Genomic DNA, 15,447 nt, shown 5'->3' with positions numbered 1-15,447 from the left:
GCTTATCAATTCGCGCCATAGCTGCGTTAGCTGCATTCATGCGCCCGAGTCACTTACTCATGTAAGCTCCCCGGGACCCACTCATTTGCTGCCTTGCTATGACGTGAATTGCGTTGCGGAAAAAATGGCCCGAAAAGCGTCGCATCGCCAGGCAATAATACTGTCGAAATTAACCTATCTGCCCGTTGCCTAAATGCTTAACGCGGCGCTTCACTTCTTCCTGCTTACCGGCGTTAAACGGACGCGCGTCCGGGCTGCCTAAATAACCGCACACGCGGCGGGTGACTGAGACGCGAGACGCGTCGTGGTTGCCGCATTTCGGGCAGGTGAAACCTTTACTGGTACATTCGAACTCGCCGGTAAAGCCGCACTCGTAGCATTCATCGATCGGCGTGTTGGTGCCGTAATACGGTACGTGCTGATAGCTGTAATCCCAGACATCTTCCAGCGCTTTCAGGTTATGCTGAATGTTCGGGTATTCGCCGTAGCAAATGAAACCGCCGTTCGCCAGCGGCGGATACGGTGCTTCGAAATCGATTTTGTCGTACGGATTGACCTTTTTCTCCACGTCGAGGTGGAAGCTGTTGGTGTAGTAACCTTTATCGGTTACGCCCGGCACCACGCCGAACTCGGCGGTATCCAGACGACAGAAGCGGTCACAGAGGTTTTCGCTTGGCGTGCTGTACAGGCTGAAGCCATAGCCGGTCTCTTCTTTCCACTGATCCACGGCCTGGCGCAGACGCTCCACAATCGCGATGCCTTTAGCGCGAAGCTGCTCGCTGTCGTACAGGTGTTCGCCGCCGAACAGCGCGTTAATGGTTTCGTGGATACCAATGTAGCCCAGAGAGATTGAAGCGCGACCGTTTTTGAAAATCTCGGCGACGTCGTCGTCCGCTTTCAGCCGCACGCCGCAGGCGCCTTCCATATACAGGATAGGCGCGACGCGGGCTTTCACGCCTTCAAGGCGGGCGATACGGGTCATTAGTGCCTTACGCGCCAGCGCCAGACGCTCATCCAGCAGTTTCCAGAATGCGGTTTCGTCGCCTTTTGCTTCCAGCGCGATGCGCGGCAGGTTAAGGCTAATCACGCCCAGGTTGTTACGCCCGTCGTGGATCTGCTCGCCGTTTTCGTTTTCCCACACGCCGAGGAAGCTGCGGCAGCCCATTGGCGTTTTGAACGAACCGGTGACTTTGACCACCTGATCGTAGTTGAGGATGTCCGGATACATGCGCTTGCTCGCGCACTCCAGCGCCAGTTGTTTAATGTCGTAGTTCGGATCGCCAAACTTGTAGTTCAGACCGTCGCGGATGGCGAAGACCAGTTTCGGGAACACGGCGGTTTTGCGATTTTTACCCAGACCGGCGATACGGTTACGCAAAATAGACGCCTGGATCAGACGCGACTCCCAACTGGTGCCGAGGCCAAAACCAAAGGTCACGAAAGGCGTCTGGCCGTTAGCGGTGTGCAGCGTGTTAACTTCGTACTCCAGCGACTGGAAGGCGTCGTAGCACTCTTTTTCGGTACGGGAGCGCGCATACCCTTCGGCATCCGGAATCTGCCACTCCGCGGCGGTTTGACGATGTTTATTGAAGCTGGCGGTAACAAACGGCGCCAGTACTTCATCAATCCGGTTAATCGTGGTGCCGCCATAAATATGGCTGGCAACCTGAGCGATAATCTGCGCGGTAACGGCAGTGGCGGTGGAGATAGATTTTGGCGGTTCGATCTCGGCGTTACCCATCTTAAAGCCCTGGGTCAACATGCCTTTCAGGTCGATCAACATACAGTTGAACATCGGGAAGAACGGCGAATAGTCGAGATCGTGATAGTGGATATCGCCGCGCTCATGCGCTTGCACTACGTCACGCGGCAGCAGGTGCTGGCGGGCATAGTGTTTGGCGACAATCCCGGCCAGCAAATCACGCTGAGTTGGAATGACTTTACTGTCTTTGTTGGCGTTTTCATTGAGCAACGCAGAGTTAGTTTGCTCGACCAGGCCGCGAATCTCCTGGTTCAGACGACCACGCTTTTCACGCTGGATGTCGCGATCGTGACGGTATTCGATGTAGGCGCGGGCAAGCTGTTTGTACGGGCCGGACATCAGTTGGTTTTCAACCGCAGTCTGGATCTCGTTAATATCGACCTGACTGCGCGCGTTCATTTGGCTGCTAACGACTTCTGCGACGGTGGCACAGTAATCTGCGTCATCGACTCCCGCTGCTTTAGCTGCACGTAGAATGGCTTCTTTAATGCGCTCTGATTTGAATGGCACTTTACAGCCATCTCGTTTCATCACATGCGGTGTCATGATCACTCCATATTTATAAGAACAGGTTATCCACAGAGGCCGGGGAAGCCATACCAGGTTTATTCATCTCTTTTCCAATGACTTCCCGCAATCCTGGCCCAGGTTATCCACAATTCACCTTGTATCGGGTGAACGGGTGTTGTAGCAATTGTAGTCAATTAATACAATATATTGGGTCGGCGTGCATTTTAAAGTCTATATGTAGTGATTTGCATCAAGGATGTTTGCAATTTTATTGACGTAGAACAAGGTAAAAATCAGAGCGTACAGATGGCGGGCACTGTAGCGTTTGTAAAGGATAGCAAGAAAAATCTGATTAATTATTCAACAAAAACAGTAAGGTAAGTTGGAGCAATGTCGCAGTCCGTGTCAATAGGACTGCGGCGTTTATCCGTATAGGGACGTCGTGCTAGCGTTGTAACCACCAGATGGCTTCAAATGGGCGGAGCGTCATCGTGGCTGGCTGGCTGGCGACCTCGCCATAATTGTGCAGTAGCGCCTGCCACTGTCCTTTGATATGCGGCGGATGCCACTCCTGACACTGATCGCTCAGATTGGCAATGACCAGCAGAGTTTGCCCTTGCCATTGGCGGCGATAACACCATACCGATGGGCTATCCGGGAGGAGATCCTGATAATCGCCCCAGATCAGTACAGGCTGTGTTTTACGCAGCGAGATCAGTTTTTGATAGGTGTAGAACACCGAGTTTTCATCGCTCAATGCCGCCGCGACATTAACCTCCGCATAGTTATCACACAGGTTTATCCACGGCTCGCCCTGGGTGAAACCGGCGTTTTTAGCGTTGTCCCACTGCATCGGCGTGCGGCTGTTGTCGCGGGATTTACTGGCCAGGATAGCCAGCAGTTCGTCGGGGTCGCGCCCGGCGGCGCGTAGCGCGGCAAACATGTTATGGCTTTCCACGTCGCGATAATCGGTGATACGGGTAAAGCGCGGGTTGGTCATGCCGATTTCTTCGCCCTGATAGATATAAGGCGTCCCTTGCATACCGTGCAGCGCCATCGCCAGCATTTTCGCGGCCGGAATCCGGTATTCACCCTCGTCACCAAAGCGGGAAACGATGCGCGGCTGATCGTGATTACACCAGAATAACGCGTTCCAGGCGACGTTATGCATCCCCTGTTGCCAGTGGCGGAACAACGCTTTCAGCGCCACATAATCAGGTTTTGCCAGCGTCCACTTTTCGCCATTGGGGTAATCCACCTTCAGATGATGAAAATTGAAGGTCATCGAGAGTTCGTTGCCGCTAAGCGCGGCATATTGCTGGCAGTTTTCCAGGGTGGTAGAGGACATTTCGCCTACCGTCATCAGATTACGCGGCGTAAAAACGTCACGGTTCATTTCGCGTAAAAACGCATGCGCGCGCGGTCCGTCGGTATAAAAACGGCGTCCGTCGCCCGCCGGATCGTCAGGAAAATCTTGATCTTTGGCGATCAGATTCACTACGTCCAGACGCAGGCCATCCACGCCGCGATCGGCCCAGAATTCACAGACCTTTTTCAGCTCGGCGCGCACGGCGGGGTTTTCCCAGTTCAGGTCGGCCTGCTCAGGCGCGAAAAGGTGTAAATAATACTGTTCGCTCTGGCTATGCCAGCGCCAGGCGCTACCACCAAATTTGGATTGCCAGTTATTCGGGCAGACATCTGGTGTACCATCGCGCCAGATGTAAAACTGACGGTATGGGCTCTCTTTGTTCAGCGCGTCGCGAAACCAGGCATGCTGGGTAGAAGTATGGTTAAACACCATATCCAGGATGATGCGAATACCGCGTGCTTTCGCCTGCGCGACCAGCTCGTCAAAATCATCCAGAGTGCCGTAGGTCGGGTCGATAGCCGTATAATTTGCGACGTCATAACCGTTATCCACCTGCGGTGAGATATAAAACGGCGTGAGCCAGATGGCATCCACGCCGAGTCGCTGTAGATAGTCAAGGCGCTGCGTGACGCCGCGTAAATCGCCGGTGCCGCTGCCGGTCGTGTCCTGAAAACTTTTCGGGTAGATCTGATAAATAACGCCGTTTTGCCACCAGAGGGGAATAGTCATTGTAGTTTCCTGCAAGTGCGTTGGGGCGCAACTGCGCCCCGAAGAAGAATTAGACAATTTGTAATGTGCCCTGACGATGCTTACGCTGATAGATAAAGGTGGTCAGAATCATCGGGATAACGATCGCGATAACCATCGCCATGCCGTACACCTGCCAGTAGCGCGGCGGTATAGACAGGATGCCCGGCAGGCCGCCCACGCCGATACCGTTAGCGATGACGCCGTTCAGGCCGCAGAGCAGTCCCGCCAGACCAGAGCCTATCATCGCGCACAGCATCGGAAAACGATACTTCAGGTTGATACCGTACATCGCCGGTTCGGTTACGCCAAGATAAGCGGAAATGGCGGCAGGAACGGAGATCTCGCGTTCATTGTGTTTACGGCTGGAGATGATGATGCCCACCACGGCGGAGGCCTGCGCGATATTCGACAGCGCAATCAGCGGCCAGACTGGCGTACCGCCCATGCTCTGGACCATCTGCATATCGATAGCGAGCGTTGTCTGGTGGACGCCGGTAATGACCAACGGGGCATACAGGAAGCCGAACAGCGCCGCGCCTATCGGGGCGAAACTGCCGGTCATCAGATAACGTACCGCAAAGGCCACGCCGTCGCCGATCATACGGCCAAAGGGACCGATAAAGGTATGGGCGAGAAAGACGGCCAGTATCAACGAACAGACCGGGACGACGACCAGGTAGAGATAATTCGGCACGATGCGCTTCAACCGTGTTTCAATAAACCCAAGCGCCAGCCCTGCCAGTAGCGCCGGGATAACCTGCGCCTGGTAGCCCACTTTCTCAATGCTAAACAAGCCGAAGTTCCAGACGTCCGGCGTTTGCTGGCCCAGCAGATACGCATTCATCAACTGCGGCGACACCAGCGTCACGCCGAGGACGATACCGAGAATCGGCGTACCGCCCATTTTTTTCACCGCCGACCAGCAGATCCCCACCGGCAGATAGAAGAAGATCGCTTCGCCGATCAACCATAAAAAATCATAAAGCGTTTTTAGCGTCGGATACATCTGCGCCAGCGTTTGGCCGTTGCTCATCGGCACATCGCCGATCACGTTACGAAAGCCTAAGATCAAACCGCCGCTGATCAACGCCGGTAGTAGCGGAAAGAAGATCTCCGCGAAGTGGGAAATTAACTGTTCATGCCACTTCATGTTCTGGCGAGCGGCTTTTTTTGCCTGCTCTTTATCGGCATGCGCTTTGCCGGTAGTGTCCAGCAGTGCTTTGTAGTAATCGCCAACGTCGGTGCCGATCACCACCTGAAACTGCCCGGCGTTGGTGAAACAGCCTTTAACCATCGGCAGTTGTTCGATCTCTTTTGGCCTGGCGTTTGTTGGCTGGTGGAGCACAAAGCGCAGGCGAGTAATGCAGTGGCTCACCGTGGCGATATTATCGCGCCCGCCGACCCGTTCAATCAGCCGGTCGATATCGGCTTGTTTTACTTTGCTCATCGTAAAGCCTCATGACAGAGGAGGTATGTTATTGGTTGGCGCAAGAGTATCTCTTCAACGTTTGTTTAAGAATGGGAACGTTCCCGAAATACGGCGACGATCACAAATTACTCATGGTATTCGGTTTAATCAGCCATTCAGGCGAGGGTAGAAGGAATGACGATCCGGCGCGGTTCGCAGCGACCATTGATCTGTTCGATCAACTGCGAAGCCGCCTGTCGTCCGGCTTCAGCATAGCCAGGATCGACGGTGACGATCTCCGGGTGCAGGAATTTCATCAGCGGCGTGTTCCCGACGCTTGCCAGTTGCAGCGTCTCAATACGTTGCTCCTGTAAATACTTACTGGCGCCCAGCGCCAGTGTATCGGTGGCACAGACTAACGCGGTGGTATCCGGCATGATGACGCTTGCCGTATTGTCATAGCCCTGTTTCATGGCAAGACCGGGCAGGGCGGCGACGGGATGAAGTTTATGTTTTTTGCAAAACGCCAGGTATGCGTCATGCCGACGTTTGCCGGTCGTAACGTCGCTATGGGGAACGCCCAGAAAGCTAATGTTGCGGTGTCCCTGCTCATACAGCCGCTGCATGAGGATATGAATCGCGCCCTCGTCGTCGTAACAGACGGAGGCAAAACCTTTCGCATCTCTTGCCAGCAGCACCAGCGAGGCTTTCCAGGGGGCGATCAGCTCTTCTGTGATGCTGGTAAAGCCAAACAGCACCACGCCATCGATATTGCGTCGTCTGAGCATTCCCAGATGTTCCGCTACCAGCGTTGATGAGAACTGACTTTCCATCATAATAGGGTCGTAGCCCTGCTCATAAAACGCAGGCAGCATGGTCTGAACTGCAAGGTTTTCAGACAACGAATCGAGGCGAGTGACGATAATAGCGACCACTTTATCGCTTTGCCCCCGCATCGCACGGGCGGAGCGGGACGGGGAGAAACCGTGCTGATTCATCACCGCTTCGACACGCTCGCGGGTACGTTCGCTTACGCCGCTTTCATTGTTAAGCACGCGGGAAACGGTTGATTTCCCTACGCCGCTCAGGCGGGCGATGTCTTTGATAGTGAGCCGATGTTGCATCCTGTTTTCCCGTAGCGTGACGTTGGTGGTGATAAAAAGAGTAACTTTACTCAAGCGAAGGACAATGGGCAAAGTCTGGTTTATAGTTGGTTTAATTACGTAACGGTATGATACCGCCATAATTGCCACAAAACTTATGGATTTATGCGTATAATCCGCGACGCAGATCATTCACTTACCGGAGGCGACATGGACCCTGAACCCACCCCTCTCCCGCGATGGAGAATTTTCCTTTTCCGGTAAGCCTGCCTCTGCTGTCTTACCGGTTTGTAAGACAGTGACACGATAACGTCCCTGTTTTTATTTAAAAATTGCTCATCGGGCAAGGCTTTGCCGTGCCTGAAGAATTTTCTGCGCCTGACTTCGGCGCGGAGGGATTACCTATGCTAAAAACCATTACCCGCCAGCTTTTTGCCCGGCTTAATCGTCATTTGCCTTATCGTCTGGTTCACCGCGATCCGCTGCCTGGTGCGCAAACCGTCGTAAACGCGACTATCCCGCCTTCGCTGAGCGAGCGCTGTCTGAAAGTCGCGGTAATGGAGCAGGAGACTCTCTGGCGCGTCTTTGATACGCACCCGGAGGGATTAAACGCCGCCGAGGTGACGCGCGCGCGTGAAAAGTATGGTGAAAACCGCCTTCCCGCACAGAAACCCTCGCCGTGGTGGGTGCATCTGTGGGTATGCTATCGCAATCCTTTCAACATCTTACTCACGATTCTTGGCGGCATTTCTTATGCCACGGAGGATCTGTTTGCCGCAGGCGTTATCGCCCTGATGGTCTGTATCTCAACGCTGCTGAATTTTGTGCAGGAAGCGCGCTCGACGAAAGCGGCGGATGCGCTAAAAGCGATGGTCAGCAATACCGCTACCGTACTGCGGGTTATTAATGAAAATGGCGAAAACGGCTGGCTGGAATTACCCATCGATCAACTGGTGCCCGGCGATATTATTAAGCTGGCGGCGGGAGATATGATCCCGGCGGATTTACGGATTATCCAGGCGCGCGATTTGTTTGTCGCCCAGGCGTCGCTGACCGGCGAGTCTCTGCCGGTCGAGAAAGTCGCCACGACCCGCGAGCCCCGGCAAAATAATCCGCTTGAGCGCGACACGCTGTGCTTTATGGGAACGAACGTGGTGAGCGGAACGGCGCAGGCCATGGTGATGGCGACTGGCGCCGACACCTGGTTTGGTCAATTGGCGGGTCGCGTTTCGGAACAAGATAACGAGCAGAACGCTTTCCAGAAAGGGATTAGCCGCGTCAGTATGTTGCTGATCCGCTTTATGCTGGTCATGGCGCCGGTAGTGCTGATTATTAATGGTTACACGAAAGGTGATTGGTGGGAAGCGGCGCTATTTGCGCTCTCGGTCGCGGTAGGGCTAACCCCGGAAATGTTGCCGATGATCGTCACCTCCACCCTGGCGCGCGGGGCGGTGAAGCTATCGAAACAGAAAGTTATCGTGAAGCACCTTGACGCGATTCAGAACTTCGGCGCGATGGATATTCTGTGCACCGATAAAACCGGCACTCTGACGCAGGACAAAATTGTGCTGGAGAATCATACGGATATTTCCGGTAAGCCCAGTGAGCATGTACTGCATTGCGCCTGGCTGAACAGCCATTATCAGACCGGTCTAAAAAATTTACTGGATACGGCGGTCCTGGAGGGAGTAGACGAAACCGCCGCGCGTCAGCTCTCCGGACGCTGGCAGAAAATCGATGAGATCCCTTTTGATTTTGAGCGTCGCCGGATGTCGGTGGTGGTCGCCGAAGACTCTCACGTGCATCAACTGGTCTGTAAAGGCGCGTTACAGGAGATCCTGAACGTGTGTACCCAGGTGCGTCACAACGGCGATATTGTGCCGTTGGACGACAATATGCTGCGCCGAGTGAAACGCGTTACCGACACGCTGAACCGTCAGGGGCTACGCGTGGTCGCCGTCGCAACCAAATACCTGCCTGCGCGTGAGGGCGATTACCAGCGTATCGATGAGTCTGACCTGATTCTGGAAGGGTATATCGCTTTTCTCGATCCGCCAAAAGAGACCACTGCGCCGGCGCTGAAAGCGCTGAAAGCGAGCGGGATTACGGTGAAAATTCTCACCGGCGACAGCGAGCTGGTGGCGGCGAAAGTCTGTCATGAAGTCGGGCTGGATGCAGGCGATGTCGTCATCGGCAGCGATATTGAAGGGTTAAACGACGACGCGCTGGCGGCGCTGGCCGCGCGTACGACGTTGTTTGCGCGTCTGACGCCGATGCATAAAGAGCGCATCGTTACTCTGCTCAAACGTGAGGGGCATGTGGTCGGTTTTATGGGCGACGGGATTAACGATGCCCCGGCTTTGCGGGCGGCGGATATTGGTATCTCGGTAGATGGCGCGGTGGACATCGCCCGTGAAGCGGCCGATATTATCCTGCTGGAAAAGAGCCTGATGGTGCTGGAAGAAGGCGTCATTGAAGGTCGTCGTACTTTTTCTAATATGTTGAAATATATCAAGATGACCGCCAGCTCAAACTTCGGTAACGTGTTTAGCGTGCTGGTGGCGAGCGCCTTTTTGCCGTTCCTGCCGATGCTGCCGCTGCACTTGCTGATTCAAAACCTGCTGTACGATGTATCCCAGGTGGCGATTCCGTTTGATAATGTCGATGAAGAACAAATTCAAAAGCCGCAGCGCTGGAATCCGGCGGATTTGGGGCGCTTTATGGTCTTTTTCGGTCCGATCAGCTCGATTTTCGACATTCTGACATTTTGTCTGATGTGGTGGGTATTTCATGCGAATACGCCAGAAGCGCAAACTTTGTTCCAGTCCGGCTGGTTTGTGGTGGGATTACTGTCGCAAACGCTGATTGTGCATATGATCCGTACCCGTCGTCTGCCGTTTATTCAAAGTCGCGCCGCCTGGCCGCTGATGGCGATGACGTTGTTGGTGATGGTCGTGGGGATCTCATTGCCGTTTTCGCCGCTGGCGTCTTACCTGCAATTGCAGGCGCTGCCGTTAAGCTATTTCCCGTGGCTGATTGCCATTCTGGCTGGCTATATGACGTTAACCCAGTTGGTGAAAGGGTTTTACAGCCGACGTTATGGCTGGCAGTAAGCGTCACAGTATTATCGGCCTGGATGGCATACCAGGCCGAATAAGCGATAGCGCCATCCGGCCTCTATCTATAAACGAGCGTTAGCGACGAACAGCGATCGCTTCGATCTCAATTTTTACATCTTTCGGCAGACGCGCGACTTCCACGCAGGAACGCGCCGGGAAGGTGGCGTTGTGCTCGGTGAAGAAAGCTTCGTAGGTGGCGTTGACGGTCGCAAAGTCGTTCAGGTCTTTTACGAATACGGTCGTTTTCACAATGTCGCCTACTTTCAGACCGGCGGCTTCCACGATAGCTTTAACGTTGTCAAGCGACTGACGCGCCTGTGCGGACACGTCTTCCGGTACGCTACCTGTTTTCGGATCAACCGGGATCTGACCGGAAGTGATGATCATGCTGCCCAGATCTACGCCCTGAACGTATGGACCGATAGCTGCGGGTGCATTTTCCGTCGCAATAGTTTTGCTCATGATTTCTCCTGAATTACAGCGGTAAGTAAGGCTGCATCATGTGATTAAGGGATGCAGCCTGATGTCCCGCCATTATAGGGAGCCCGAAATTGTTAACCAACCCCAATTAGTTGGCCAGCACCACATTATGCGAAAACTCTTTTTCACAGTATTTGCATTTGAGGGCGATGTCATTGGCGCGTTTTTTCACTGCAAAGCTGGAGGACACCGGTTCTGCGTGGCTGATGCAGTTGCTGTTCGGGCAAACCAGCACATTATTAATACGCTCCGGCAGGTTGGGGCGTGATTTCCCGACTACGTCGTAGTTGTCGATACGGTTAACGGTGGCCTGCGGCGCGTACAGAGCAAGTTGGTTAACCTGCTCATCGGTGAGGAAGGTGTTTTCTATTTTGATTAAGTCCTTACGCCCCATCTCGCCAGACGGTAGATTCAGGCCGATAGTAATCCGCTGATCGGTCTCGGTCAGTTTAAACAGACTCAGCAGCTTAAAACCTACCTGCGCAGGGATATGGTCAATCACGGTGCCGCATTTAATAGCTTCAACCTGCAGTTTATTATCGTGTGTCATCTCTTTTCTCCCTTACAGACTCAGTTCGCTATTCAGTACCAACGCCAGTAACGCCTGGCGAGCGAAAATACCGTTGCCCGCCTGCTGGAAGTACCAGGCGTGTGGCGTTTTATCCACATCCGTGGTGATTTCATCAATCCGCGGCAGCGGGTGCAGCACTTTCATATTTTCACGCGCGCCGTTCAGGTCGCAGGCGCGTAGAACAAACTGCGCCTTCACATTGGCGTACTCCGACGGGTCGAGACGCTCTTTCTGTACGCGAGTCATATAGAGGATGTCGACTTCGGCCATGACGTCTTCAATAGAACCATGCAGGCTCCAGGCCATCCCTTTTTCATCAAGCATATCCAGAATGTACTGCGGCATCGCCAGAGCGTCCGGCGCGATAAAATAAAAACGGTTGCCGCTAAATTTCGCCAGCGCCTGGGTTAGCGAATGCACGGTACGACCATATTTCAGATCGCCGACCATTGCGATATGCAGGTTATCCAGACGGCCCTGCGTTTCCTGGATGGTAAACAGATCCAACAGGGTCTGCGTGGGGTGCTGGTTCGAACCGTCGCCCGCATTGAGCACCGGTACCTGACCGGAAAACTCAGTCGCCAGACGTGCCGCGCCTTCTTGCGGATGGCGCATCACAATCGCGTCTACGTAAGTGCTAATCACTGAGATCGTGTCGGCTAACGTTTCTCCTTTTTTCCCCAGTGACGTGTTGGCGCTGTCGGAGAAGCCCACTACGCTGGCGCCCAGGCGATGCATTGAGGTTTCAAACGACAGGCGGGTACGCGTGGAGGCTTCGAAAAAGCAGCTGGCGATCACTTTATGTTTCAATAGTTCCGGCTGCGGGTTGGCTTTTAATTTCGCTGCCGTCGCCAGTACCAGATTAAGATCGTCGCGGCTGAGGTCGTTTATGGAAATGATATGTTTTTGATATAGCGGGTTAGCCATGTTTATCTCCTGACGCCTGGACAAAAAAAAGCCCCTCAATTGAGGGGCTTGGTATTGGTTTTCAACGGAAAGAAAAACGGCAGGCCTGCGTCTTTTTTCAGACGCGGTAAGACAGAATGTCGTACACACTGAACCATGCTTCCTCCCGGCAAATTGTCCGCGATTATACTCAGCTCTGTTTTGGGATCAAGCGATTAATGCATGATTTACTCATCGCGAACGGTTCTTATGAATTTAAATTCATTTTAAGTAAATAATTAATTTGTTTATGTACCAGCGCCGTGCGCTTAACGACCCGCGGCGCGACCCAGACAATACTGCTACCGGCAACGACGCCGAGAATTTCCGGCAATGCGTGGTAATCTAGAATCCTTGCGACGGCGCGGCCATAGCCTGCCGCCGTGTGGATAAGGATAAATTCGCTATTATGTTCAATGCTGACCACCATTTCGGCTATTGAACGTCCGGCATCCGGCGAGGGACGCTGCTGGGGATTTACGGAATAAATCTTTTGTCCCTTCGTATTTCTGATTTTTATTGCGCCAAGCAGCTTGAGCAGGCGCGAAACCGTAGACTGACTGATACCTTCAAAACCCTCATTTTGTAAATCGTGGCGAATCTCCTCCTGGGACAGATAACTTTTTTCGCTAATCAGGCGCTGACAAACCGCCAGTTGCTGCTGTTCTTTGGCGGAGTAATCATCGTATTCCTTCATAAATGCACCTTATCTTTATTATTGATATCAACGGACTGGCGAAATTCATCACATTTGTCACATTGATTACGGATCAATCGGGCGGTTTTGCAGGAAAATGAGAAGCCGATCAAAAAAGGAGACGGTGTGCCTGATGGCGCAGCGCTTATCAGCCAGCCCTGTCGTCGCCATCCGGCACCGTTACATCATCGCTCCGATGCTCAGCACCGCCATATTCAGCAATGTCAGGATCAGCAACAGCGGCGCGACCCATTTCAGATAGCGGACATAGGGAACACGCGCGATCGCCAGTCCACCCATCACCACGGCGGAGGTGGGGGTAATCAGGTTCACAATCCCGGAAGCCGACTGGTAGGCTGTTACGACCAAATCTCGCTGTACGTGGGCAAAATCCGCTAACGGCGCCATAATGGGCATCGTCAATACGGCAAGACCGGAAGAGGAGGGCACCAGGAAGGAGAGCAGTACTTCCAGCCAGTAGGTTACGTTAATGAAAATGATTGTAGAGAGACCGGAAACCAGATTTTCCGCGCTGTGCAAAATGGTGTGGGTAATCATACCGTTGTCCATGACCACTACAATGCCGCGCGCGATACCGATAATTAGCGCTACGCCGAGCAAATCCCGCGCGCCGTCGATAAAGGTGCTGGTGAACGCTTCCTCACCCATCCGCGTTATCACGCCAACGATAATCGCCGCCGCCAGAAAGACGCCGGAAATTTCCGCCATCCACCAACCGAGTACCGCCACGCCGTAAATCATCACCGCGAAAGAGGCGGCGAAGATCAGCAGTACCCATTTACGGGTAGCCGTAAACTCCAACAGAGTATTGGAGCGATTGCCGAGAAAATGGGCGCGGTTCTCCTCCATTTTATCCGCTACGATGGAAAGCTCAGGATGAGCGCGTACTTTGCGCGCATAGCGCATTACCCAGACTACGCAAATCACGTAGCCCACGATAAGCAACAGAACACGCATCAGCATTCCCTGGGTAAACGGGATGCCAGCGGCGTTGGCGGCAATCACCGTGGCGAAAGGGTTAATGGTCGAACCGAGCGTGCCTATCCCCGCGCCGAGCAGCACGGTTGCCGCCGCCACCAACGGATCGAAGCGGGCCGCCATCATGACCGGTACCAGCAGCGTGTAGAAGGGCAGCGACTCCTCCGCCATGCCATAGATAGTGCCGCCTGCGGCGAACAAAGCCATCAGAATGGGGATCATCCACTCCTCTTTGCCGTTGAGCCTGACCGTTACCCGCTCGATACCGGCATCAATCGCCCCCGTTTTATTTACCACGCCCAGAAAACCGCCGATAATCAAGACGAACAGCGCAACGTCAATGGCGCCGGCGGTGTAGGTTTCGTGGTTATAGAGGCCGTCAATTGGCGCCAGTAAAACGGCGGTAATCCCTTGCGGATGCGCGTCAACGGGCGCATACGTTCCTGCCACCGGCACCTCTTTTCCCAGCGTGGCGTTCATCGCCATTTGATATTTTCCCGCTGGCACAATCCAGGTCATCACCGCGACCAGGGCAATAAGAATAAACAGGATGGTATAAGCGGTGGGAAATTTAAATTTACCCATGATGTTCTCTCCTGATATCACGGATATGCGCCGCGAGGGCGCATATCCTGTGGGATTAGTCGCCGAGCGTCGCCACCATGACCGCTTTGATGGTATGCATCCGGTTTTCCGCTTCATCGAAGACTACCGAGCCTGCGGACTCGAACACCTCTTCCGTGACCTCCAGCCCTTTCAGGCCGTAAGCCATTTCGATTTCGCGTCCCACTTTGGTGTGCTCGTTATGGAAGGCGGGCAGGCAGTGCATAAACTTCACGTCAGGGTTGCCGGTAGCGTCCACCACCTGCTGGTTGACCTGATACGGCGTCATCAGACTGACGCGCTCCGCCCAGGCTTCTTTGGGTTCTCCCATCGAGACCCAGACGTCGGTATAGAGGAAATCCACACCGTGAACGCCGTCTTCAACGCTCTCCGTTAAGGTGATACGAGCGCCGGTAACGCTGGCGATTTCCCGGCACTGCGCGACCAGCGCGGCATCTGGCCAAAAGGACTTTGGCGCTATCAGGCGGATATCCATGCCCATTTTCGCCGCGCCTACCATCAGCGAGTTACCCATGTTGTTGCGCGCGTCGCCCAGGTAGGCGAAGCTCAGTTCCGGCAGCGTTTTGCCCGGCGCATGTTCCAGCATGGTCATCAGATCGGCCAGGATCTGTGTGGGGTGAAATTCATCGGTCAGGCCGTTCCAGACGGGAACGCCAGCGTATTCCCCCAGCTCTTCCACAATGTGTTGACCAAAACCGCGATATTCGATGCCGTCATACATCCGTCCCAGGACGCGAGCGGTATCTTTCATGGACTCTTTATGGCCAATCTGTGAGCCGCTTGGGCCGAGATAAGTCACCTGCGCGCCCTGGTCGAAAGCGGCGACTTCAAACGCGCAGCGGGTGCGGGTAGAGGTTTTTTCAAAAATAAGCGCGATATTTTTGCCGAGCAGTGTTTTTTGCTCATGTCCGTTTTTTTTCGCCGATTTCAGCGCAATCGCCAGGTCGATAAGGTGCTGGATTTCCTCCGGGGTGTAGTCAAGTAGCTTCAAAAAGTTACGATTTTTCAGTGTAATAGCCATTACAATATCCTTGTTAAAATGAATTTCCTGATGGCGCTGCGCTTATCAGGTCTACGGTTATGCGCGTTCTGTAGGCCGGATAAGGCGAA

General features: G+C 53.9%; 14 protein-coding genes. 3 read left to right on the top strand and 11 right to left on the bottom strand.

All coding sequences use genetic code 11. The features are described from left to right. Nucleotides 1-169 precede the first annotated feature (169 nt). The 4 genes from nrdD to treR all read right to left on the bottom strand — a co-directional run bounded on the left by nrdD (nucleotide 170) and on the right by treR (nucleotide 7,043). Nucleotides 170-2,308: an anaerobic ribonucleoside-triphosphate reductase gene (nrdD, locus tag F4V72_RS19715; RefSeq protein WP_136058535.1), complete on the bottom strand. Its 2,139-nt coding sequence runs from the start codon at nucleotides 2,306-2,308 to the stop codon at nucleotides 170-172. A gap of 409 nt (nucleotides 2,309-2,717) precedes the next feature. Then, the gene (gene treC, locus F4V72_RS19710) at nucleotides 2,718-4,370 is read right to left on the bottom strand and encodes an alpha,alpha-phosphotrehalase (protein WP_053507662.1); all 1,653 of its coding nucleotides are present in this window, start codon (nucleotides 4,368-4,370) and stop codon (nucleotides 2,718-2,720) included. 49 nt (nucleotides 4,371-4,419) lie between these two features. Continuing rightward, complete coding sequence (treB, locus tag F4V72_RS19705; protein ID WP_063390029.1) at nucleotides 4,420-5,838, bottom strand: PTS trehalose transporter subunit IIBC; 1,419 nt, start codon at nucleotides 5,836-5,838, stop codon at nucleotides 4,420-4,422. Nucleotides 5,839-5,975: 137 nt separating this feature from the next. Further along, nucleotides 5,976-7,043, bottom strand: coding sequence for a trehalose operon repressor TreR (gene treR, locus F4V72_RS19700; protein WP_254892137.1), 1,068 nt, complete (start codon nucleotides 7,041-7,043; stop codon nucleotides 5,976-5,978). Nucleotides 7,044-7,067: 24 nt separating this feature from the next. Here treR and mgtL point away from each other — a divergent pair, with 24 nt between their 5' ends. Together mgtL and mgtA are read left to right on the top strand one after the other, a co-directional pair. After that, complete coding sequence (gene mgtL, locus F4V72_RS24875; RefSeq protein WP_108418447.1) at nucleotides 7,068-7,166, top strand: mgtA regulatory leader peptide MgtL; 99 nt, start codon at nucleotides 7,068-7,070, stop codon at nucleotides 7,164-7,166. Between the two features lie 140 nt (nucleotides 7,167-7,306). Further along, nucleotides 7,307-10,015 carry a magnesium-translocating P-type ATPase gene (gene mgtA / locus F4V72_RS19690; protein WP_053529637.1) on the top strand — a complete coding sequence of 903 codons (2,709 nt, stop codon included), beginning with the start codon at nucleotides 7,307-7,309 and terminating at the stop codon, nucleotides 10,013-10,015. A gap of 81 nt (nucleotides 10,016-10,096) precedes the next feature. On the opposite strand, the gene ridA is transcribed toward mgtA, so the two are convergent. The 4 genes from ridA to pyrL form a co-directional block, all read right to left on the bottom strand. Continuing rightward, complete coding sequence (ridA, locus tag F4V72_RS19685; RefSeq protein ID WP_000047540.1) at nucleotides 10,097-10,483, bottom strand: 2-iminobutanoate/2-iminopropanoate deaminase; 387 nt, start codon at nucleotides 10,481-10,483, stop codon at nucleotides 10,097-10,099. Between the two features lie 106 nt (nucleotides 10,484-10,589). Further along, nucleotides 10,590-11,051, bottom strand: a complete 462-nt coding sequence (pyrI, locus tag F4V72_RS19680; protein ID WP_000148565.1) for an aspartate carbamoyltransferase regulatory subunit — start codon at nucleotides 11,049-11,051, stop codon at nucleotides 10,590-10,592. Nucleotides 11,052-11,063: 12 nt separating this feature from the next. After that, nucleotides 11,064-11,999: an aspartate carbamoyltransferase gene (pyrB, locus tag F4V72_RS19675; protein WP_023248618.1), complete on the bottom strand. Its 936-nt coding sequence runs from the start codon at nucleotides 11,997-11,999 to the stop codon at nucleotides 11,064-11,066. A 35-nt stretch (nucleotides 12,000-12,034) separates the two neighbouring features. Next, nucleotides 12,035-12,136 (bottom strand): pyr operon leader peptide, encoded by a 102-nt coding sequence (gene pyrL, locus F4V72_RS19670; protein ID WP_000249504.1) that lies wholly within the window; start codon nucleotides 12,134-12,136, stop codon nucleotides 12,035-12,037. Here pyrL and F4V72_RS19665 point away from each other — a divergent pair. Then, nucleotides 12,116-12,256: a hypothetical protein gene (locus F4V72_RS19665; protein ID WP_001541415.1), complete on the top strand. Its 141-nt coding sequence runs from the start codon at nucleotides 12,116-12,118 to the stop codon at nucleotides 12,254-12,256. The two genes, pyrL and F4V72_RS19665, sit on opposite strands and share 21 nt — an antisense overlap. Here F4V72_RS19665 and F4V72_RS19660 read toward each other — a convergent pair. The 3 genes from F4V72_RS19660 to argF form a co-directional block, all read right to left on the bottom strand. Then, nucleotides 12,226-12,714, bottom strand: a complete 489-nt coding sequence (locus F4V72_RS19660; RefSeq protein ID WP_136058534.1) for an arginine repressor — start codon at nucleotides 12,712-12,714, stop codon at nucleotides 12,226-12,228. The genes F4V72_RS19665 and F4V72_RS19660 overlap by 31 nt on opposite strands. Nucleotides 12,715-12,894: 180 nt before the next feature. After that, nucleotides 12,895-14,298 carry a YfcC family protein gene (locus F4V72_RS19655; protein WP_023248615.1) on the bottom strand — a complete coding sequence of 468 codons (1,404 nt, stop codon included), beginning with the start codon at nucleotides 14,296-14,298 and terminating at the stop codon, nucleotides 12,895-12,897. A gap of 55 nt (nucleotides 14,299-14,353) precedes the next feature. Further along, on the bottom strand, nucleotides 14,354-15,358 hold the full coding sequence (argF, locus tag F4V72_RS19650) for an ornithine carbamoyltransferase (RefSeq protein ID WP_023248614.1): 1,005 nt from the start codon (nucleotides 15,356-15,358) through the stop codon (nucleotides 14,354-14,356). Nucleotides 15,359-15,447: the final 89 nt, after the last annotated feature.

It is taken from the genome of Salmonella enterica subsp. diarizonae (assembly GCF_008692785.1).
GTDB lineage: Bacteria > Pseudomonadota > Gammaproteobacteria > Enterobacterales > Enterobacteriaceae > Salmonella > Salmonella diarizonae.
This window is presented reverse-complemented; position numbering and strand designations above follow the sequence as displayed.

Bases quoted from the DNA above. Each gene is read 5' to 3' on its own strand.
- pyrL (WP_000249504.1), bottom strand. From the start codon at position 12,136: ATGGTTCAGTGTGTACGACATTCTGTCTTACCGCGTCTGAAAAAAGAC.
- ridA (WP_000047540.1), bottom strand. From the start codon at position 10,483: ATGAGCAAAACTATTGCGACGGAAAATGCACCCGCAGCTATCGGTCCA.
- pyrI (WP_000148565.1), bottom strand. From the start codon at position 11,051: ATGACACACGATAATAAACTGCAGGTTGAAGCTATTAAATGCGGCACC.
- F4V72_RS19660 (WP_136058534.1), bottom strand. From the start codon at position 12,714: ATGAAGGAATACGATGATTACTCCGCCAAAGAACAGCAGCAACTGGCG.
- treB (WP_063390029.1), bottom strand. From the start codon at position 5,838: ATGAGCAAAGTAAAACAAGCCGATATCGACCGGCTGATTGAACGGGTC.
- mgtL (WP_108418447.1), top strand. From the start codon at position 7,068: ATGCGTATAATCCGCGACGCAGATCATTCACTTACCGGAGGCGACATG.
- F4V72_RS19655 (WP_023248615.1), bottom strand. From the start codon at position 14,298: ATGGGTAAATTTAAATTTCCCACCGCTTATACCATCCTGTTTATTCTT.
- treR (WP_254892137.1), bottom strand. From the start codon at position 7,043: ATGGCGGTATCATACCGTTACGTAATTAAACCAACTATAAACCAGACT.
- pyrB (WP_023248618.1), bottom strand. From the start codon at position 11,999: ATGGCTAACCCGCTATATCAAAAACATATCATTTCCATAAACGACCTC.
- nrdD (WP_136058535.1), bottom strand. From the start codon at position 2,308: ATGACACCGCATGTGATGAAACGAGATGGCTGTAAAGTGCCATTCAAA.
- argF (WP_023248614.1), bottom strand. From the start codon at position 15,358: ATGGCTATTACACTGAAAAATCGTAACTTTTTGAAGCTACTTGACTAC.
- F4V72_RS19665 (WP_001541415.1), top strand. From the start codon at position 12,116: ATGTCGTACACACTGAACCATGCTTCCTCCCGGCAAATTGTCCGCGAT.
- treC (WP_053507662.1), bottom strand. From the start codon at position 4,370: ATGACTATTCCCCTCTGGTGGCAAAACGGCGTTATTTATCAGATCTAC.
- mgtA (WP_053529637.1), top strand. From the start codon at position 7,307: ATGCTAAAAACCATTACCCGCCAGCTTTTTGCCCGGCTTAATCGTCAT.